Origin of the sequence: Frankia sp. EI5c, assembly GCF_001636565.1 — a bacterium.
In the GTDB taxonomy this organism is placed as follows: domain Bacteria; phylum Actinomycetota; class Actinomycetes; order Frankiales; family Frankiaceae; genus Parafrankia.
On sequence record NZ_LRTK01000022.1, the window covers coordinates 1 to 19,068 of the forward strand.

The 19,068-nt window shown below is 71.2% G+C and carries 18 protein-coding genes and 9 pseudogenes; 19 read left to right on the plus strand and 8 right to left on the minus strand.

Annotation, left to right across the window (positions count from 1 at the left end):
* The 14 genes and pseudogenes from UG55_RS12530 to UG55_RS36250 all read left to right on the plus strand — a co-directional run.
* Window positions 1-244: GDP-mannose 4,6-dehydratase (locus tag UG55_RS12530; RefSeq protein WP_255360471.1), on the plus strand; the 244-nt coding region annotated here is incomplete at both ends.
* Window position 245: 1 nt separating this feature from the next.
* A pseudogene (locus tag UG55_RS45320) lies at window positions 246-468 on the plus strand (hypothetical protein); the annotation flags it as partial.
* Window positions 465-1,613: a non-hydrolyzing UDP-N-acetylglucosamine 2-epimerase gene (wecB, locus tag UG55_RS12535; protein WP_066067350.1), complete on the plus strand. Its 1,149-nt coding sequence runs from the start codon at window positions 465-467 to the stop codon at window positions 1,611-1,613. The pseudogene UG55_RS45320 and the gene wecB, both read left to right, overlap by 4 nt.
* A 31-nt stretch (window positions 1,614-1,644) precedes the next feature.
* Window positions 1,645-1,781: pseudogene (locus UG55_RS36205) on the plus strand (nucleotide sugar dehydrogenase); the annotation flags it as partial.
* A gap of 1 nt (window position 1,782) precedes the next feature.
* Window positions 1,783-3,000 (plus strand): annotated as a pseudogene (locus UG55_RS12540) (nucleotide sugar dehydrogenase); the annotation flags it as partial.
* Between the two features lie 175 nt (window positions 3,001-3,175).
* Window positions 3,176-4,060 carry a choice-of-anchor P family protein gene (locus tag UG55_RS36210; RefSeq protein ID WP_242424246.1) on the plus strand — a complete coding sequence of 295 codons (885 nt, stop codon included), beginning with the start codon at window positions 3,176-3,178 and terminating at the stop codon, window positions 4,058-4,060.
* A 19-nt stretch (window positions 4,061-4,079) separates the two neighbouring features.
* A complete protein-coding gene (locus tag UG55_RS36215; protein WP_066067357.1) occupies window positions 4,080-4,565 on the plus strand; it encodes a choice-of-anchor P family protein in 486 nt (161 codons plus the stop codon).
* Between the two features lie 420 nt (window positions 4,566-4,985).
* On the plus strand, window positions 4,986-5,343 hold a 358-nt coding region (locus UG55_RS46230; RefSeq protein WP_396230888.1), incomplete at its 3' end, for a glycosyltransferase.
* Window position 5,344: 1 nt separating this feature from the next.
* Window positions 5,345-6,086 (plus strand): annotated as a pseudogene (locus tag UG55_RS36225) (glycosyltransferase); the annotation flags it as partial.
* Window positions 6,087-7,114: 1,028 nt separating this feature from the next.
* Window positions 7,115-7,328 (plus strand): hypothetical protein (locus tag UG55_RS36230; RefSeq protein ID WP_242424247.1); only part of this gene is annotated, 214 nt, incomplete at its 3' end.
* A gap of 1 nt (window position 7,329) precedes the next feature.
* Window positions 7,330-7,420: pseudogene (locus UG55_RS36235) on the plus strand (hypothetical protein); the annotation flags it as partial.
* 1 nt (window position 7,421) lies between these two features.
* A pseudogene (locus tag UG55_RS36240) lies at window positions 7,422-8,167 on the plus strand (aconitase family protein); the annotation flags it as partial.
* 1 nt (window position 8,168) lies between these two features.
* A pseudogene (locus UG55_RS36245) lies at window positions 8,169-9,663 on the plus strand (aconitate hydratase); the annotation flags it as partial.
* Between the two features lies 1 nt (window position 9,664).
* Window positions 9,665-9,898: pseudogene (locus UG55_RS36250) on the plus strand (hypothetical protein); the annotation flags it as partial.
* A gap of 58 nt (window positions 9,899-9,956) precedes the next feature.
* On the opposite strand, the gene UG55_RS12565 reads toward UG55_RS36250, so the two are convergent.
* Both UG55_RS12565 and UG55_RS45325 read right to left on the minus strand, forming a co-directional pair.
* The gene (locus UG55_RS12565) at window positions 9,957-10,280 is read right to left on the minus strand and encodes a YkvA family protein (RefSeq protein WP_066067363.1); all 324 of its coding nucleotides are present in this window, start codon (window positions 10,278-10,280) and stop codon (window positions 9,957-9,959) included.
* The gene (locus UG55_RS45325; protein ID WP_255360472.1) at window positions 10,277-10,405 is read right to left on the minus strand and encodes a hypothetical protein; all 129 of its coding nucleotides are present in this window, start codon (window positions 10,403-10,405) and stop codon (window positions 10,277-10,279) included. The genes UG55_RS12565 and UG55_RS45325 overlap by 4 nt, the downstream gene beginning before the upstream one ends.
* A 207-nt stretch (window positions 10,406-10,612) precedes the next feature.
* Between UG55_RS45325 and UG55_RS12570 the strand changes: the two genes are divergently transcribed.
* Together UG55_RS12570 and UG55_RS12575 are read left to right on the plus strand one after the other, a co-directional pair.
* A complete protein-coding gene (locus UG55_RS12570) occupies window positions 10,613-10,903 on the plus strand; it encodes a DUF1778 domain-containing protein (protein ID WP_066067366.1) in 291 nt (96 codons plus the stop codon).
* A gap of 55 nt (window positions 10,904-10,958) precedes the next feature.
* Window positions 10,959-11,456 carry a GNAT family N-acetyltransferase gene (locus tag UG55_RS12575; protein WP_066067369.1) on the plus strand — a complete coding sequence of 166 codons (498 nt, stop codon included), beginning with the start codon at window positions 10,959-10,961 and terminating at the stop codon, window positions 11,454-11,456.
* A gap of 565 nt (window positions 11,457-12,021) precedes the next feature.
* Here UG55_RS12575 and UG55_RS12585 read toward each other — a convergent pair.
* The 5 genes and pseudogenes from UG55_RS12585 to UG55_RS36265 form a co-directional block, all read right to left on the minus strand.
* Window positions 12,022-13,185, minus strand: coding sequence for an acyl-CoA dehydrogenase family protein (locus UG55_RS12585; protein ID WP_066067373.1), 1,164 nt, complete (start codon window positions 13,183-13,185; stop codon window positions 12,022-12,024).
* A gap of 37 nt (window positions 13,186-13,222) precedes the next feature.
* The gene (locus UG55_RS12590; protein WP_066067685.1) at window positions 13,223-14,134 is read right to left on the minus strand and encodes a 3-hydroxybutyryl-CoA dehydrogenase; all 912 of its coding nucleotides are present in this window, start codon (window positions 14,132-14,134) and stop codon (window positions 13,223-13,225) included.
* A gap of 175 nt (window positions 14,135-14,309) precedes the next feature.
* The coding region (locus UG55_RS36255; RefSeq protein ID WP_242424248.1) for an AEC family transporter at window positions 14,310-14,740 on the minus strand (431 nt) is incomplete at its 5' end.
* A gap of 1 nt (window position 14,741) precedes the next feature.
* Window positions 14,742-15,212 (minus strand): annotated as a pseudogene (locus tag UG55_RS36260) (AEC family transporter); the annotation flags it as partial.
* Between the two features lie 56 nt (window positions 15,213-15,268).
* The gene (locus UG55_RS36265) at window positions 15,269-15,652 is read right to left on the minus strand and encodes a hypothetical protein (protein WP_242424249.1); all 384 of its coding nucleotides are present in this window, start codon (window positions 15,650-15,652) and stop codon (window positions 15,269-15,271) included.
* A 320-nt stretch (window positions 15,653-15,972) separates the two neighbouring features.
* Between UG55_RS36265 and UG55_RS12605 the strand changes: the two genes are divergently transcribed.
* The 3 genes from UG55_RS12605 (at window position 15,973) to UG55_RS47085 (ending at window position 18,828) form a co-directional block, all read left to right on the plus strand.
* On the plus strand, window positions 15,973-17,154 hold the full coding sequence (locus tag UG55_RS12605) for an alkane 1-monooxygenase (RefSeq protein ID WP_066067381.1): 1,182 nt from the start codon (window positions 15,973-15,975) through the stop codon (window positions 17,152-17,154).
* Window positions 17,155-17,451: 297 nt separating this feature from the next.
* Window positions 17,452-18,272 (plus strand): GMC family oxidoreductase N-terminal domain-containing protein (locus UG55_RS47080; protein ID WP_396230881.1); only part of this gene is annotated, 821 nt, incomplete at its 3' end.
* A gap of 130 nt (window positions 18,273-18,402) precedes the next feature.
* A complete protein-coding gene (locus tag UG55_RS47085; RefSeq protein WP_396230889.1) occupies window positions 18,403-18,828 on the plus strand; it encodes a GMC oxidoreductase in 426 nt (141 codons plus the stop codon).
* A gap of 86 nt (window positions 18,829-18,914) precedes the next feature.
* Here UG55_RS47085 and UG55_RS47090 read toward each other — a convergent pair.
* On the minus strand, window positions 18,915-19,067 hold a 153-nt coding region (locus UG55_RS47090; protein WP_396230890.1), incomplete at its 5' end, for a hypothetical protein.
* Window position 19,068: the final 1 nt, after the last annotated feature.

A 19,068-nucleotide genomic window follows, 5' to 3' on the forward strand; every position in this document is an offset into this window, starting at 1 on the left:
TTCGCGGGGGATTACGTCGAGGCGATGTGGCGGATGCTGCAGCAGGACTCGCCGGATGACTTCGTGGTGGCCACGGGTGAGACGCACAGCATCCGCGAGTTCCTGGATGTGGCGTTCGCCCGGGTTGGGATCGAGGACTGGTCGGGGTATGTGCGGGTTGACCCGCGGTTCTTCCGGCCGGCCGAGGTGGATGTGCTGGTCGGGGACGCGTCGAAGGCGCGTGAGGTGCTGGGCTGGCAGCCCCNGGTCGGCTTCCGCGAGCTCGCGGAGATGATGGTCGACGCCGATCTGGCGGCTGAGCTGGCCGAGCTGTCGCGGGCCGGGCAGGGGAGCGCGGGTCCCGGGGGAGCACCGGGCATGCCAGGGCCCACGGTGCCGGCGGTGCGCAGGGCCTCCGAGGGTGCCGGGCACCTCGAGCGTGCCGGGCACCTCGAGCGGGCCGAACGTGACGGGACGGCCGCACCGTGACCGCGGCCGGGCCGCATGTGGTCGTGATCGCCGGTGCGCGACCGAACTTCATCAAGGTCAAGCCGGTACTCGACGCGCTGGCGGCCGACGGCGCACGCACCACCCTCGTGCACACCGGCCAGCACTACGACGACGCGATGAGCGGGGTCTTCTTCGCCGACCTCGGCCTGAGCCCGCCGGATCACCACCTGGACGCGGGTTCCGGTTCGCACGCCGTGCAGACCGCCGCCGTGATGACCGCCTTCGAGCCGCTGCTGGTGCGGCTGGCTCCGGATGCCGTCGTGGTGGTCGGCGATGTGAACTCGACCCTGGCCTGCGCGCTGGTCGCGGCGAAGGCGAACGTCCCGGTCGCTCATGTGGAGGCCGGCCTGCGCAGCGGTGACCGCGCGATGCCCGAGGAGATAAACCGGATCGTCACCGACCGGCTCTCGGACCTGCTGTTCGCACCCAGCCCCGAGGGCGTGCGGCACCTGCTCGCCGAGGGCGCGCCGCCGGCGTCGGTGCATCTGGTCGGCAACGTCATGGTCGACACGCTGCTGGCCTGCCGGGAGCGGGCCCGCGCGCGGCCCACGCTGGCCGAACTCGGCCTGCGTGCCGGCGGGTACGGCCTGGTCACCCTGCACCGGCCGGCCAATGTCGACGATCCCGCGGTGCTCGACGGGCTGATCCGGGCTCTGGGCGAGATCGCCGTGCGTTGCCCGCTGGTGTTCCCCGTCCACCCGCGGACCGCCGGGCGCCTCGCCGGCAGACTCCCGGACGGTGTGCGTCCGCTCGGGCCGGTCGGCTATCTGGACTGCCTCGCGCTGCAGATGGGCGCGCGGCTGGTGCTCACCGACTCGGGCGGGGTGCAGGAGGAGTCGACGGTCCTCGGGATTCCGTGCCTGACGCTGCGGGAGAGCACCGAGCGGCCGATCACGGTGACCGAGGGCACCAACCGCGTGGTCGGCCGCGCGCCCGAGGCGGTCGTCGCGGGGGCGATCGAGTGGCTGGAGCGACCGCCCCCGCCGCGGCGTCCCGCGCTGTGGGACGGCCATGCCGGTGAGCGGATCTCCGCGGTGCTGACCCGTAGCCTCGCCAGCCGAGCCCGCGGCCTCCCGACGCAGCGGGCGATCACTGAGCGTGACACGGAGCGGGCCAATGCGTAGCTCAGAGTAGTTAGAGCGCCACACTGGGCCCATGACTTCTTCGGGAAAACTGGCGGTGGTCGGTCAGGGCTACGTCGGTCTTCCGCTCGCCATGCGCGCGGTGGACTCCGGCTGGCAGGTCGTGGGGGTCGACGTCGACGCCAGACGGGTCGGGCGGCTGGCAGCCGGNGAGTCCTACGTCGAGGACATCTCCGACGACCAGCTGACCGCCGCGCTCGCCGGCGGCCGATACGAGGTCACGGCCGACTACGCCGCGGCCCGCGGGTTCGACGTCGCGGTGGTCACCGTACCGACCCCGCTGCGGGAATGCGCGCCCGACCTGAGTTTCGTGGTCGACGCGGCCCGCAGTCTCGCCCCCTTTCTCCGGCGCGGCGTGACGGTCGTGCTGGAGTCGACCACCTATCCCGGAACCACCGAGGAACTGTTCGGCCCGCTGCTGGAGGAGGGCTCGGGCCTGCGGGCCGGCGCCGACTTCCGGCTCGGCTACTCACCGGAACGCATCGACCCGGGTAACCGGACCTGGCGGCTGGACAACACCCCGAAGGTCGTCTCCGGTGTGGACGCGGACTCGCTGGCGGCGGTGACGGCCTTCTACGACTCGTTGGTGGACCGGACCGTCCCGGTCGCCTCGACCCGGACCGCCGAGCTCACCAAGCTGCTGGAGAACACGTTCCGGCACGTGAACATCGCACTGGTGAACGAGCTGGCGATGTTCGCCCATGAGCTGGGCGCGGACGTCTGGGAGGCGATCGACGCCGCCTCCACCAAGCCGTTCGGCTTCATGCCGTTCCGGCCGGGGCCCGGCGTCGGCGGTCACTGCCTGCCCATCGACCCGTCCTATCTGTCGTGGCGGGTTCGCTCCCGGCTCGGCCGTAGCTTCCGGTTCGTCGAACTGGCCAACGACATCAATGACCACATGCCGGACCATGTGGTGAACCGGGTCACCGAGATCCTCAACCGGCAGGGCCGCCCGGTGCGCGGCAGCCGCGTTCTCCTGCTCGGCCTGGCCTACAAGCGCAACACCGGGGACTCCCGGGAGTCGCCGGCGGCCCGGGTGGCCGCGCTGCTGGCCGATCTCGGCGCCGAGGTCCTCGCCGCCGACCCGCACGTCGACCCCGCGCAGGTGCCCGCCCAGGTCACGCTGGTGGACGCGGACGCGGAGCAGACGGCGGCCGCTGACCTGGTAGTTGTTCTGGTCGACCACGACGTCTTCCGCCGCGACATCGTGGCCCGGCATGCGCGCGCGGTTCTGGACACCCGCCGCTGGCTGTCCCCGGTCAGTGAAGGGGCCCCGCGGGCGGCGTCGGCGGCGGTTCCGGCGGCGGTTCCGGCGGTCGTTCCCCGGCAGCGCCCCGCGCCGGCGCCGAACATGGTCGAGTCCCTGTGACCTGCCTGGGAATTAATCGATAGCGAATTTAGCGAGTTCTATCTTTTGGTGAGTAGGCGCGACGCGCCGAAAAAGCGCTATCGGTAATGGGTATTGGCGCGAAGCCGGCCGCTCGTCTTCAGTCTGTTTTAAGGTGCTCACGTTCTGTAGTTGATCCACCTTGAGAGAGGCAGAGATGGGAGCTATCTTCCGCGCGGGAGTTCCCCGTGCGGGCAGCCGCCGGCTCTTCGCCAGTGCCGTGACGGTCGGTATGGTCGCCGCGGCGGTGGGCGGGGCCATGGCGTCCCCGGCCGCCGCCGTGCCGAACCCCCTCGCGTACCAGGTCTACGCCTTCGGCAGCTATTCCACCCTGGGAGGTGTTCTCCAGTCGGGCCCGACCTTCGGTGCGGGCGTCGACTGCACCTCCGCGGCGGGGGTGACCCGGGTAGCCAGTGGCGCCGTCAACATCCCCAACGTTCTGAGCATCGCCGCGATCCAGCAGACCGCGTCGAGCTCGGAGCGCGAGCCGGGCGCACAGCAGGTCGGCCTGAGCACCAGCACCGCGGCCACTGTCAGCCTGCTGGGCGGCCTGGTGGGGATCACCAACCTCAGCGTCGCCAGCGGGGCGGTCAACACCGGTTCGGGCATCACCACGAACGGGGTCGTCACCCTGGGTGCGCTGACCCTCGCCGGGATCCCCGTCCCACTGGGCAACATCGCGCCGAACACCGTCGTCGGCATCCCCGGGGTCATCACCCTCACGCTGAACCAGCAGACGCCGGTGGCCAACGGCATCCAGACCATCGGAGTGCGCGCCCAGATCCTGTCGGGCCCGAACGCGGGTCTCGACGTCGTGATCGGCTTCACCCAGGCGGGCTTTGCGATCAAGCCGCCGGTGTTCGTCACCGGAGGCGCCTACTCCAATGTGATCATCGCGGGGCCGCTGTCGGTCAGCCCGCTGATCTCGCAGGGCATCCCCTGCCGGGGCGGAGTGTCGAGCAGCAGCCTGGTCGGTATCAACCTGCCGGGGATCCTGGTCACCGGGGGGGGTCACCGCGACCGGGGGCTCGATTCCGGGTGATCCGACCAGGGGCTCGGCGGTGCTGGACATCGGCGGGCTGAACATCCTCGGTGGCCTGATCACCGCGGACGCGGTCCGATCGCAGGCGAACGTGACCAAGTCCCCCGGGGTGGCACCCGTCCTGAGCAGTGCCGGGACGACGTTCACGAACCTGGTCGTCGCGGGGATCCCGATCGCGGCCAACGTTCCCCCGAACACGGGGATCGCGCTGCCCGGGGTGGGCTACGTGGTCCTCAACCGGCAGTTCCAGACGTCCAACTCGATTGAGGTCCGGGCGCTGGATGTCGTGATCACCGTCGCCGGCGTGCTGCCGGTCAACGCGGTGATCCGGGTGGGTGTGGCCGGGGCGCAGGCCACGGACGACGGGATCACCTTCGACTCGCCGCCGCAGGCCCTGCTCAACGCACCGGCTGACGACAAGCCGCTGGAGGAGTACCTGTACGACACCTGCGCGAAGGCCGAGAACTCCGCCGAGTGCCTGGGAGCCGATCTCGAGCTGCTGTAACGGACCCGTTCGGCAACGGGAACCCGGGTCAGGGCGGGGCATCGCGTCACGATGCCCCGCCCTTTCCGTCGTCCGACCCGAGTGTCATGACTATGGGTAGTGGAACTCTCTCTGTAGGTTGACAAAGGTTGTTAGATGTCCTGCACGGTGGGTCAACTGTGTCATCGGAAGTTGCGGAGGGTGGTCACCTTGACGGCGAGGCACTCGGTGGACGACGAGCGGCTCGCCGCACCGGACGTGGCTGCCGGAACCGTGCGTGAGGACGCCGGAACCGTGCGCGAGGACGCCGCCGGACCCCGCCCGGCCGACGACGAGCCCGGATCCGGGCGCGGCTCGGCCACCCCGCAGCCGTCCCCCGCCCCCGCTCCCGCCGCGCCCCGCCGGGGCAGCCCGGTGACCGTGCTTGAGGTCCTCCCGCGGATGGAGCTGGCCGGGGAGACGATCCGGGCCGTCAACCTGCTGCGCCGGCTGGACCCGACCGAGTTCCGCCTGCTGTTCTGCGTCACCTCGGGGGCGAGCGGCTCGCTGGACGAGGAGATCCGCTCGCTCGGCGGCGAGGTCTACTACTGCCGGGCGGGCCTGAGGTTCCCCTTCGCCTTCCGCCGCCTGCTGCGCACGGTGCGACCCGACATCGTCCACTCGGGTGTGGCGGGCTTCTCGGGCGTGGTCCTGGCCATTGCCCGGGTGGCCGGGGTGCGGCGCCGGGTCGCGCACTTCTTCAACTGCCGGGACCTGCGCGGCGACAGCCTGCCCGGCCGGCTGCGCAGCACAGCGGAGCNGGTGCTGCTGGATGTCTTCGCCACCGACCTGCTGGCGGTCAGCGAGGCCGCCATGCGCGGGCTGTGGCGGGAGACGTGGCGCCTGGACCCCCGCTGCCGGGTCGTCTACAACGGCGTCGAGCTGGAGCCCTTCGGTGTCGCGATCGCGGGCCAGCGCCCGATGCCACCGATGGCCGAACTCGACGAGTTCGGCGAGGCCGTGGCACAGCCGCTGACCGTGCTGCACATCGCCCGCCCGGACCCGGTCAAGAACCGGTCCCGCGCCATCGAGATCTTCGCGGCGATGTGCGCCCGTGGTCTCGACGTCCGGTTGCGGCTGGTCGGGCGGCAGACCCCGGAGGAGACCGAGCGACTGACGGCGCTCGCCGACAGCCTGGGCGTCGCCGACCGGGTCGAGTTCCTCGGCGAGCGGGGAGACGTTCCCAAGCTGCTGGTGAACTCGTCGCTGGTGCTGGTGACCTCGCTGAGTGAGGGGCTGCCCAGCGCGGTGCTCGAGGCCTGCGCGGTCGGCACCCCGGTGCTGTCGTCCGATCTGCCGGGGGTGGCGGAGATCGCCCGGGTGCTCCCGGGGATCACGATGCTCCCGCTCAGCACGCCGAACGAGATCTGGGCCAGCACCGCGGCTGATCTGGCGGTCGTGCCACCGACCATGGACGAGCGCCGGGAGGCGATGCGGCGGCTGCGGCGGTCCCCGTTCACGATGGAGAACTGGCAGCGCGACATCACGGCGGTCTGGTCCTAGGCGATCTCGTCGTGGCCGACTCGCCGCCGCGGGGGCAGGGGCTGATGCCGCGGTGGCAGCGGCGACTCGAGACCGGGGTGACATGCTTGTCTGATCGGACGTGGCGACCCGGGCATCGAGCCGGGTCGCGATGCCCGGCGAGCGGCGGCTCCTGGGCCGCCATCAGGACACCGCCGCCCACCCACTGCGACATCGAGTACCTCCCCTGCGGGCACGTCGGCCCGCGGCGACGCGGTCGAGGCGCGGCCAGCGGGTCGCCGCAGCCGGCGGAACCCGCCGTGACGCCCGCTGCCAAGGCTTTCAGGGTGCGTACCGGCCCCGCCGCAGCCCGCACCCACCCCCGGGCCGCGCCTCCGCGGGTGTGCGCCGACGGCGACTGAAGGGCTCGTGGTGTCTCCGCTTCCGGAGGGGTTGCGCCCCCTTCGCCGTCGGGGTTGTCAATACCTCTCCCGAGGAGACACGGCGAGCTCTTCAGTCGCCGCGTCGCCACACCCGCACCGGCACCNGAAACGCTGACCGTCGCTGTCAGATCGCCGAACGCTCGCACCCGGCCCTGGCCCCGGCCCTGGCCCCGGCCCCGCGCCGCCGACGCGACAGCAGCCCCTCGCGGCCCGGTGCACCAGGCGTGCGCACTTCCGCGCCCGATCCGTCCAAGGTGGGCCCTGGACGGGTGGGACATCCCACCTTTCCGGGGTCGGGGTCCGAACGTCCTGTCGCATCCAGTCCGGTGGGAACGGGGCACACGTCCGGTCGGACCACCTGATATCTTTAGCCTTGCTAAGTAAACTTGGCGTGCTTTCCCGGGGACCTTTTTCGGCCCCCGGGAGGTGATGGTCACACCGCCCGCGCGGCCCTGTCGGGGCGTGGGTGACGGCGCTGGCCGTCGCCGTCACCCCGGTCAGTGCCAGGATGGAGCGAGAGGTGGCCGACCGCGGTGAACTCGTCGGCCGGCCGCCTGTGATCGCTGCTGGTGTCGAACCTCTCCGCCGACGAGGAGCGGATGAGGTGACGAGGAGGAGACGAAGGCCATGGACAGCTTCGGCAGCACCGGCAGACTCGCGGTAGGTGATCGTACCTACACGATCAGGCGGTTGGATGCGGTGCCCGGGGCCGACCGCCTGCCGTACAGCCTCCGTGTTCTGCTTGAGAACCTGCTGCGTACCGAGGACGGCGCCAACATCACGGCGGACCACGTACGCGCGCTCGCCAACTGGGATCCGGCGGCCGAGCCGAGCCAGGAGANCCAGTTCACCCCGGCCCGGGTGATCATGCAGGACTTCACCGGCGTGCCCTGTGTCGTCGACCTCGCCGCCATGCGCGAAGCGGTCGTCGCCNTCGGCGGTGACTCGTCCAAGATCAACCCGTTGGCGCCGGCCGAGATGGTCATCGACCACTCGATCATCGCCGACCACTTCGGTCGGACGGACGCGTTCGAGCTGAACGCGACCCTGGAGTTCCAGCGCAACCGGGAGCGCTACCAGTTCCTGCGCTGGGGCCAGGCGGCGTTCGACAACTTCACCGTGGTGCCGCCGAACACCGGCATCGTGCACCAGGTCAACGTCGAGTACCTCGCCCGGGTCGTCTTCACGAAGGAGACCGCCGAGGGCACGCTGGCCTACCCCGACACCCTCGTCGGCACCGACAGCCACACCACGATGGTCAACGGCCTCGGCGTGCTCGGCTGGGGCGTCGGCGGCATCGAGGCCGAAGCCGCGATGCTCGGCCAGCCGGTCAGCATGCTGATCCCGACCGTCGTCGGGTTCAAGCTCACCGGTGAGCTTCCCCACGGCACCACCGCGACCGACATGGTGCTCACCATCACCGAGCAGCTGCGCCGGCACGGGGTCGTCGGGCGGTTCGTCGAGTTCTACGGCGAGGGCGTCGCGAACGTCCCGCTGGCGAACCGGACCACCATCGGCAACATGAGCCCCGAGTACGGCTCCACCTGCGCGATCTTCCCGATCGACGAGGAGACGCTCTCCTACCTGCGGCTCACCGGCCGGCCGGACGAGCTCGTCGCGCTGGTCGAGGCCTACGCCAAGGAGCAGGGGCTCTGGCACGACCCGAGCCACGAGGCGAAGNACACCACGACCCTCGAGCTCGACCTGTCGACGGTCGTCCCCTCGCTCGCCGGGCCGAAGCGGCCGCAGGACAGGGTGCCGCTGTCCACGGCGAAGCCGGCCTTCCGCAAGGCGCTGGCCGACTACGCCCGTCCGACGGAGCTGGTGAACGGGGGTGCCGACGAGGCTGACGCCGAGTCGTTCCCGGCCTCCGACTCGGCCGCCGCGTTCAGCGACAAGCCGTCGGACGCGCCGGTCTCGGTCAACGCGGTCGCCGGTGACGTCCGCAGCCGCCCGTCCAACCCGACGCGGGTGACCCTGGCCGACGGCACCACCTTCGAGCTCGACCACGGCGCGGTCGCGATCGCCGCGATCACCTCCTGCACCAACACCTCGAACCCGCAGGTCATGCTGGGTGCCGCGCTGCTCGCCCGGAACGCCGTGGAGAAGGGCCTGACCCGCAAGCCATGGGTGAAGACCACCTTGGCTCCCGGTTCCAAGGTGGTCATGGATTACTACGAGCGCGCGGGCCTCGTCCCCTACCTGGACAAGGTCGGGTTCAACCTGGTGGGCTACGGCTGCACCACCTGCATCGGCAACTCGGGCCCCCTCGCCGAGGAGATCTCCGCCGGGATCAACAGCGCGGACCTGGCTGTGGTCAGCGTCCTGTCGGGCAACCGGAACTTCGAGGGCCGCATCAACCCGGACATCAAGATGAACTACCTGGCGTCCCCGCCGCTGGTGGTCGCGTACGCGCTGGCCGGCACGATGGACATCAACCTCGACACCGACCCGCTGGGCACCGACACCGCCGGCGAGCCGGTCTACCTGCGTGACATCTGGCCGAGCGAGGCCGAGGTCGCCGAGGTCATGAACAGCGCGATCGCGTCCGACATGTTCTCCGGCGGCTACGCCGACCTCTCCGGCGACGAGCGCTGGCAGGCGCTGCCCATCGGCGACGGCGGCGAGGTCTCCCAGACCTTCGACTGGGTGGAGGACTCCACCTACGTGCGCCACCCTCCGTACTTCGAGGGGATGACCGCCAAGCCCGAGCCGCGCACCGACATCGTCGGCGCCCGGGTGCTGGCCTACCTGGGCGACTCGGTCACCACCGACCACATCTCCCCGGCCAGCTCCATCCGGAAGGACTCCCCGGCCGGGCGGTACCTCACCGAGCACGGGGTGGCCCCGGCCGACTTCAACTCCTACGGGTCGCGCCGCGGAAACCACGAGGTGATGATCCGCGGGACGTTCGCCAACATCCGGCTGCGCAACAAGCTGGTGCCCGGCGTCGAGGGGGGCGTCACCCGCCACCTGCCGGACGGCGAGCAGCTGGCGATCTACGACGCCGCGCAGAAGTACGCGGCCGAGAACGTGCCGCTGGTGGTGCTGGCGGGCAAGGAGTACGGCTCCGGCTCCTCCCGCGACTGGGCGGCGAAAGGCACCGCGCTGCTCGGTGTGCGGGCCGTGATCGCCGAGTCCTACGAGCGGATCCACCGGTCGAACCTGATCGGCATNGGCGTCCTGCCGCTGCAGTTCCCCGTCGGGGAGTCGGCGGAGTCGCTCGGGCTCACCGGTGAGGAGACCTTCACCATCACCGGGCTGGCCGACATCGACGAGAAGACCCCCACCATCACCGTGCGGGCGGGGGACATCTCGTTCGAGGCCGTGGTGCGCATCGACACCCCCGGTGAGGCGGAGTACTACCGCCACGGCGGGATCCTGCTCTACGTCCTGCGCTCGCTGATCTGAGTGGGCCGGGTCCGTCCGGGGCCGCCCAGCCGGGCACCCGGACGGACCCGACCGTTCGTCAGCGGCTGTTCCTGGCCCGGCGGGGGCGGGCCGCCGGGACGGCCGGGGACTCCCGGCGGGCCTCGACGAGCCTGCGCAGGTACAGCACCGCGCCGAGGATCACCGCGAGGTCGTCGACCAGCCCGACCGGGCCGAGCGGGACCTCCGGCACGGCATCCACCGGTGAGACCACATAGAGCAGACTGGCGATGGCGGCGGCCATGCCGTGCAACGGCAGCCGGTACCGGCGCAGCAGGTAGACGGTGCCGATGACCAGCACCACGCCCACCACCGCGAGCACGCCGAGTATCACCACCAGCGCCGTGCCCAGGTCGTCGCTCATCGTCGCGCCTCCGGGTGCCCGCCGCGGAGCCGGCGGTGCTCGCCGCGGACCCGGCGGCGCCCGCCGGGCGCGAACAGGCCCCGCCGCTCGTGTGTCTGCGCGTGGTAGGCCATCGTGATGCTCACCGTTCCTTCGGCGGGTCGGGATGATCTGCAGGAAATGCCCGCCGCCACGCCTGTCCGAACATTATCGGCGAGGACCGCGTTGCAGACGGCACTCTTCTCCGGTCCTCTCCGGGTCGCTCTGCCGCCGGCGGGGACGTGACCGCGGGCGGCTGGTGGCCCGGGCGACCCGGTTTCGCATCTCCGGGGAAGGGACGGCAGACTTCCACCATGACCTCCGCCGGCGACGAGAAAATCACCTGCGAGCTGCCCGAGGACGACGCGGAGATCATCCGGTCCGCCGCGGAGGCAGAGGGCCTCAGCCTGGGCGTGTTCGCGGTCGAGAGCATGCGGCGGCATGCCCGGGATGTGCTGGCCGACCGCCGGCTGTTCCGGGTGTCCGAGTCCGCCTGGGCCGAGCTGGAGGCGATGCTGCAGGCACCGCCCGCTGACAACCCACGGCTGCGCGGCCTGCTCGACGAGGAGCCCGGCAAGGAACAGCCGGGCCAGGCCGACGCCTGAACCATTGCGACGTCATCCGTCACAAGATCGGCCTTGGCTGGAAGGGAACCGCCCCGTGCCGCTCACGAAGCCGTCGGCCCTGCTGGAGGAGCACGACACGGTCGCCTTCGGCTGTGGCGACCCCGTTCTCGACGGCTGGCTGCGCCACCATGCCAAGGAGCACCAGCGGGAGCGGATCACCAACACGTTCGTGGTGCTCGACGGAACCACCATCGCGGGCTTCTACTGCCTGGCGACGGGCGCCGTCGAACGCGTCGCGACCCACTCCCGCTGGCGTTCGCGCCGGCCCGCCGACCCGGTGGCGCTGATGCTCATCGGCCGGCTCGCGGTGGACAGCCGCTACCAGGGCCGGGGCGTCGGTGCCCGGCTGCTGCGCGACGCGACGATGCGGGCGCTGACGGTGCGCCGCATGGTCGGGACCCCGGTGCTCGGGGCGCATGCCGCCGCCCCGGCCGGTCGGGCCTTCTACCGGCACTTCGGCTTCGCCGCCAGTTCGGTCGACCCCTATCTCGTCCTGCTGCCCCTGCAACACGCCGCCGGCTCCGCGGGCTGAGCCTCGCTCTCCGGGGACCGCTCCGGGCGGTGCGCGCGGGCGCCGAGCGGCTGTATTCGGTGATCTGACGATGGTGGTCGGTGTTTCGGGTGTGTCCGAGGGAGTGGCGATCCGGCACCTGAAGGGCTGTTCGTGTCTCCTGCCGAGACGTCTTGACGACCACGGTGACGCAGGGGCCGCAACCCCTGCGAGCGAAGGACACACAAAGCCCTTCAGCCGCTGTCGGTGAATCCTCGCCCACGCATGGCGCGGGGGTGTCTGAGGGGTGTTGCTGGGCCTGTGGGCGCTCTGAAAGCCCTGGTAGACCCGTTGCGGCGGCGTCCCGTGGGGCCTGCGGGGTGCCGCCGGCCCGACGGGCGGGATGCGCCGTCTGATCAGACAGATGTGTCACNCGAACGGCTCGGCGTCAGCCGCGGCCCGGCCATGGATGCGACGGCGCAGCCCCACCCGGAGCCGCACGAGTGGGTCGATGAGCCCGACCCGGGCACGAAGCGGGCGCTCGACGAGGCTCGCGAGGAGGTCGAGGCGGGCCGCACCGTCATCTGCCAGGGGAAAGGCGGACTTCCTAGCCCCTGAGCAGCGCGCGGGCCATCACGACACGCTGGATCTGATTGGTGCCCTCGTAGATCTGGGTGATCTTCGCGTCGCGCATCATCCGCTCGACCGGGAAGTCGCGGGTGTAGCCGGCGCCGCCGAACAGCTGCACGGCGTCGGTGGTGACCTCCATCGCGACGTCCGAGGCGAAGCACTTGGCGGCGGCGGTGATGAAGCTGAGGTTCTTCTCGCCGCGCTCGGCGCGGGCGGCGGCGACGTACACTATGTGCCGGGCCGCCTCGATCTTCATCGCCATGTCCGCGAGCATGAACTGGACGGCCTGGTTGTCGGCGATCGCGCGGCCGAACTGGCGGCGCTCGCGGACGTAGCCGACCGCCGCGTCCAGCGCGCCCTGTGCGATGCCGACCGCCTGCGCGCCGATCGTCGGGCGGGTGTGGTCGAGAGTCGCCAGGGCCGTGCGCAGGCCGGTGCCGGGCTCGCCGATGATCCGGTCGGCCGGGATCGTGCAGTTGACGAAGTGGATCTCCCGGGTGGGCGAGCCCTTGATGCCGAGCTTGCGCTCCTTGGAACCGATCTCGAAACCCGGGTCGTCGGCGCGGACGACGAACGCCGAGATGCCGTCCGCCGGCCTGGCGGCATCCGGGTCGGTGACGGCCATGACCGTGTACCAGGTGGACTCGCCGGCGTTGGTGATCCAGGTCTTGGTGCCGTTGAGGACCCAGTGGTCCCCGTCGAGCCGGGCCCGGGTGCGCATCGAGGCGGTGTCGGATCCGGCCTCCCGTTCCGACAGCGCGTAGGAGGCGCTGGCCTCGCCGCTGGCGACCGAGGGCAGGACGAGCTTCTTCAGGTCCTCCGACCCGGACAGCAGGATCGGCGTCGTCCCCAGCTTGTTGACCGCCGGGATGAGGGACGAGGAGGCACACGCCCGGGCTACCTCCTCGATGACGATGCAGGTCGTCACCGAGTCGGCGCCCTGGCCGCCGTAGCTCTCCGGCACGTGGACCGCGCTGAAGCCGGAGCGGACCAGCGCGTCCCGGGCCTCGGTGGGGTATCGCTCGTGTTCGTCGACGTCGGCCGCGAACGGCGCGATCTGCTTCTCCGCGAGATCGCGGACAGCCTCGCGGACAGCCACGTGGGTGTCGTCGAGCCGGTAGGTGTCGAAGTTCGGATCCACGGTGGTTGTCGTCCCTGTTCTGGCTCGAAGTGGTGGGTCAGGCGTAGCGGTGGAAGCCGCGGCCGCTCTTCTTCCCGAGCAGACCGGCGTCGACCATGCGCAGCAGCAGCGGGGGCGGCGAGTAAAGCGGCTCCTTGAACTCGTCGTACAGCGACTCCGCGACCGCCTTGACCGTGTCGAGCCCGATGAGATCGATCAGCCGCAACGGGCCCATCGGATGGGCGCAGCCGAGCACCATGCCGAGGTCGATGTCCTCGGCCGAGGCGAAACCGGACTCCTGCATCCGGATCGCGGACAACAGGTAGGGCACGAGCAGCGCGTTCACCACGAAGCCGGCGCGGTCCTGGGAGCGGATCACCTCCTTGTGCAGGGTGGAGGTGACGAACGACTGGGTGCGGGTGAGGGTCTCGTCCGAGGTGAGCAGCGACGGGACGAGCTCCACCAGCTTCATCACCGGCACCGGGTTGAAGAAGTGCACACCCAGGACCTGGTCCGGGCGGCCTGTCGCCATCCCCAGCTTCATGATCGGGATGGAGGAGGTGTTCGAGCTGAAGATGGCCGCGGGGTCGGCCACCACCTTGTCCAGCGCGGCGAAGATCTCGGTCTTGGCCTGCTCGTTCTCCGCAATGGCCTCGACGGTGAACTGGCGGTCGGTGAAGTCGCCGAGGTCGGTGGTGAAACTGAGGCGGGCCAGCGCGGCGTCGCGGTCAACCTCGCTGAGCTTGCCGCTGCGGGCGCCGCGGTCGAGCGACGCCGTGATCCGCCGCCGACCGGCCTCGACCGCACCGGCGTCAACCTCCCGAACCAGCACGTCGAGCCCGGCCCGCGCACAGGTCTCGGCGATGCCGGAGCCCATCAGCCCGCATCCGACCACCCCGACCCGCTGGATCCCGGCCGTTGCCGGGGCCGTGGTCTCCGGCGAAGCCTGTCCCTGCAGTGTCTCGGCCACCTGGCCGCCTCCGTTCTCGTGCCGCGCGCCCGCCGCGCCCGATGTCAGCCGCATCCGAATGTCCGCCGCATCCGAGTGTCCACGGCCGGCCGGGCGTTTGCGACCCAGCGATCGTCTCTCGTCCAACTGTAGGACGCCCTTGTAGTTCCTCGCTGAACTACCAGGTCACAGTTCTTCAGGGATGCAGCGGTATCGACCAGAACGCGAGCGTGGCGATGGACAGCGGCACGCCGAGGCCGACCAGCAGGCTTGCCAGCGGGCGGGCGAGGCCGTAACGGTCGGCGAGGATCGCGCCGGCGACCATCGGCGGCATCGCCGTCTCGAACAGGGCCACCTTCACATCGGGCTTGTGGTGCATGCCCGCGGCCGCATAGATCGCGAGGACCACCGCGGGCGCCACCGCCAGCTTCACCGTCAGCCCCAGGGCGAGCTCACGCCACCACCGGCGCACCGCGGTGAGCCGTAGCTGCAGGCCGACGGAGAACAGCGCCAGCGGTGTCAACGTCGCGCCGATCGAGGTGAGGGCCTCGTCCAGCCAGCCCGGGTAGTCCACCGGCCGCAGCGCCAGCGCGAGGACCAGCGCGATCAGCGAGGGCCGGGTGAGCGNCCGGCGGGCCACGGCGAGCGGCGTCGAGGCGGCCCCGGCCATGGTGGTGATCACTACCAGCACCACGGTGTTCAGCAGCAGGTAGGAGCCCAGCTGGTCGGTCAACAGCGCGACGGGCACCCAGGACTCGCCGAAGAAGGCGGTGACCATGGGGATGCCCACGAACGAGGTGTTCGCCACCGCGGTGGCGGCGAACAGGGCGGCCACCACCTCGCGGCTCAGCCGCAGCACCCGGGCCGCCGCCAGATAGATCAACACGGTCACGGCGCACAGGAGATAAGGGGCCGCGACGACCAGCGCGATGTTCGCCGGGATCTCGACGTCGTGCAGGACGTGCAGGGTCAGCGCGGGCAGGGCGATGTCGAGCAGCCAGACGCTGAGGACCCGCGGCGCGTCGTCCGGGAGGTGGTGCAGGCGCTGCGCGGCGACGCCGGCGACAAGGCCGACAAGTACCACGACCAGTGCGGACACCGGCGAATCGTTTCAGCCCGGAGAGTCCGGGGGCCGTGCCGATCAGGTCGTCTTCATCACTCGGCCAGGGCGTCGGGGCGATCCGGTCCGCTTGGCTGGACGTCATGCGCCGGGGCGTGGCCGCGCTGTCCGCCCGGGTGAGGTGGCGGCCCTGCCGTGGCCCGCATCGTGGCCCTTCGCGCCAGCCTGGTGCGCAGCAGGCGGGAGATGACGATGTGGCCGAAGAAGAGCAGCCCGGCGGCGAGGTAGTTCAGGTCGCCGACGGACCGTTGGCCCGGCAGGGGAAGGAGCGTGTAGGTGATGACGACGGCCATGGAGAGAAAGAGCGCGCCGATGGTCATCCCACCGATCCAGGGCGGCGCGTTCGTCATGGACGCGTGCGGTCGCCCCGCGGGGGCGGGAGTCGGCGGGCCCGACGGCGGCTCGGTCTGCGCGGTCACGGAATGAAGTGTGCCTCGGGGCGGCGGCCGGGTGCGGGGAACGGCGAGCTGCGGGGAACGGCCGGGTGCGGGGAACGGAGCGGCGCGAGGCCGCGCGTCGATCGCCCGGCGCGGCCACCGGCGCGGAATGTGCCCCATCGCGGCCGATTGTTCCTGTCGGTGGTGGATGTGACACTGCGGTGACGAGCGAGTCGGGTTCCGGGCGAAGGTTCCGCGAGTGGCCCCAGGGCGCGGGGGCGGGGGCGGCGGGCTCGCATCGCGTGGGCGTAACTCGGGTCGTGGGCACAGCTCGCGGCGCGTGGGCGGAAGGGTGGGCAGTCATGGCGGCGCCGGTACTGGTGAGTCCGGAAGGTGTGCGGTGGCGCGACGGCAAGCGCTACATGTGGCTGACCGCACTGGTTCCTCCGCTGCTGCCGGTCGTCAGCTTCGGGCTCTGGCACCGCACCGGCTCCGGCCTGCCGTGGTGGCTCACGCCGCTCTTCGTCTTCGGGCTGCTTCCACTGCTCGACGCGACCAGCCCGAAGGATCCCGTCAGCGCGCCGGAGTGGACCCACCCGGCACTGGACGCCGACCGCTACTACCGCTGGTGCACCTACCTCTACCTGCCGATCACCGGGGTCTCGCTGGCGCTCGGGTGCTGGGCGTGGACGCGTGGCGGCCTGTCGGTCGTCGAGCACGTCGCCGTGGTCGTCGCCCTGGGCACCGTCACCGGGATCGGGATCAACACCGCCCACGAGCTGGGTCACAAGCGTGGCCGGCTGGAGCGGAGCCTGTCCAAGGCGATGCTGGCGGCGACGGCCTACGGGCATTTCCACGTCGAGCACAACCGCGGCCACCACGTCCGGGTCGCGACTCCGGCGGACCCGGCGAGCGCCCGGCTCGGGGAGAGCTTCTGGCGGTTCTGGCCGCGGACGGTACTCGGCAGCCTGCGCTCGGCCTGGGAGCTGGAGACGCGCCGGCTCCGGCTGCGGGGGCGGTCGCCGTGGTCCCGGCACAACGAGGTGCTGACCTCCTGGGCCTACACGGTCGTCCTGTTCGGAGCGCTCGCGGGGGCGTTCGGGCCGTCGGCGCTGCTCTTCCTCGCCCTGCAGGCCGTGGTGGGGTTCTCCCTGCTGGAGGCGGTCAACTACATCGAGCACTACGGGCTGGCCCGGGAGCGCACCAGCACCGGCAGGTACGAGAAGGTGGACCCGCGGCACAGCTGGAACAGTGACGACGTCATCAGCAATCTCGCGCTCTACCACCTGCCGCGGCACAGCGATCATCATGCTTTCCCGACCGTGCGGTACCAGGCGCTCAGGTCCTTCGAGACGGCTCCGCAGCTTCCCTCGGGCTACGGAACGATGATCCTGGTCGCGCTGGTTCCGCGGTTCTGGTTCAGCGTCATGGATCCCCGGGTCGTCGCGCACTACGACGGTGACGTCACGCGGGCCAACCTCGACGAACGGCGTCGGGCGGAGCTGGTGGCCCGCTACGGCCGGGTGCCGGCCGAAGGAACGTAGGCGGGCGCTCCGCTGCCGGGGCGCCGCGGCGCCGGCCACCGCCCGTGACCGTTCCGCCCATCTGAGATATCAGATCTTCTCTTGCGTCGTACCGGTTCATCGGTTCGGAACATCGCTGTGACCTGGTCTTTATCGAAACGGTCCGGTCGGCTCTACTAATTCGAAGTCTGTACGTCAGGCCGCCATGCCGGCTGGTCGGCAACGTAGGATCTGATATCTGATGGATAAGATCCTGCCGCTTTGTCGCCGGATTCGGATCGAGGAGGTCTCATGACCNTGCCGCGGGCAGTCCCCAAAGTGATCATCGTCGGAGCCGGCACGGCCGGGCTGATGCTCGCCGACGGCATCGCGGAACGCGCGGACGTCACGCTGGTGGAGGGCGGGATCGACCCCGGCAGCCCCGCGCCGCCGGAGTTGCTCTACGACTACATCTTCCCGGCGTCCCTTGACTGGGGGTACCGGTCGACGGCGGGTGTGCCGCTGCCGCGCGGCAAGGTGATCGGCGGATGCTCCACCGTCAACTCCAGTGCCGGCGTCCGCGGCCAGCAGTGGGACTTCGACCCCTGGGGCGAGGGCTGGACGTGGGCGGACTGCCTGCCCGCGTTCAAGGCGAACGAGACCGACGAGCAGTTCGGCGACGCGGACTACCACGGTGACTCCGGCCCGATCGTCATGACCAGGCTCTCCCAGGGTGCGATCGACGACGCGTTCACCGCCGCCTGCCTGGCCGCCGGCCACCCGAGCGCGCCGGACCACAACGCCCCGGGCGCGCTCGGCATCGGCCCGTGGCCGACGAACCGGGTCGACGAGGGTCGCTGGGGCACCCTCGCCGGTGTGATGCCGGGGCTGCGCGGCCGGGTGACCCTGCTCGCCGAGACAACCGCCCGCCGCGTCGTGATCACCGACGGGCGGGCCCGCGGCGTCGAGGTCACCGGTCCGGACGGCGCCAACCGCGTCCTCGACGCCGACGTCGTCGTGCTCGCGGCCGGCGCGTTCGGCACCCCCGAGCTGCTCGTCGCCTCCGGTGTCGACCTGCCCGGCGTCGGCGAGCACCTGCAGGACCACCCGTGGGTGATGCTGAACGTGACGGCCGACCCGGAGGTGATCGCGGCCCGGCCNGTCAGCGGCTCGCTGCTGCGCTTCGGTCTCGGCGGCGACCCGCTGGAGGAGATCCAGATCTTCCCGTTCTCCGCGCACCTCTACGACACCTCCCGGCCGGCCGGCGAGGTCTCGTTCGCGGTCGGGCTGATGGCGCCGCGCAGCCGCGGCTACGTGCGGGTCACCCCGGAGGGCACCGCGATCGACCTGGCGCACCTCGCCGACGACGTCGACCGCAAGAACCTCGCCGAGGGGGTGCGGGTCGCCGCCGGGCTGATCGAGCAGGTCGCGGCGACCGGCATCGTCACGCTCCCCGAGAAGCCGTGGTGGCGCGACGCCGAGGACCTGGAGGCGGCGGTCGTCGCCCGGGTGGGGACGTACAACCATCCGGTCGGCACGGCCCGGCTCGGGGATGACGACGACCCGACGGCCGTGGTGGACCGCCGCCTGCGGGTGCGCGGTGTCGACGGGCTGATGGTCGCCGACGCCTCGGTGATGCCGACGATCACCCGGGCGAACACCAACCTCGCCACCATGATGATCGGCCGCCGGGCCGCCGACCTCATCGAGCTCTGACGCGCACGGTGCCGGGCGGGGCGCGATGCCCGCCCGGCACCGCGGCGGAGCTGAGCCGCGCCGGAAGGCCCGCGAGAAGGCCGGGGTCAGGCTTCGACGAGGCCGAGCAGGCGGGCGGCGTTGTCGCCCATGATGCCGGCCAGCTTCTCCGGCGGAATCCTCGGCAGCCCGAGCCGGTCGGCCTGCTCGTTCACGCCCAGGACCTTGTCCTTCAGCTTGACCGGGTCGTAGAGAAAACCN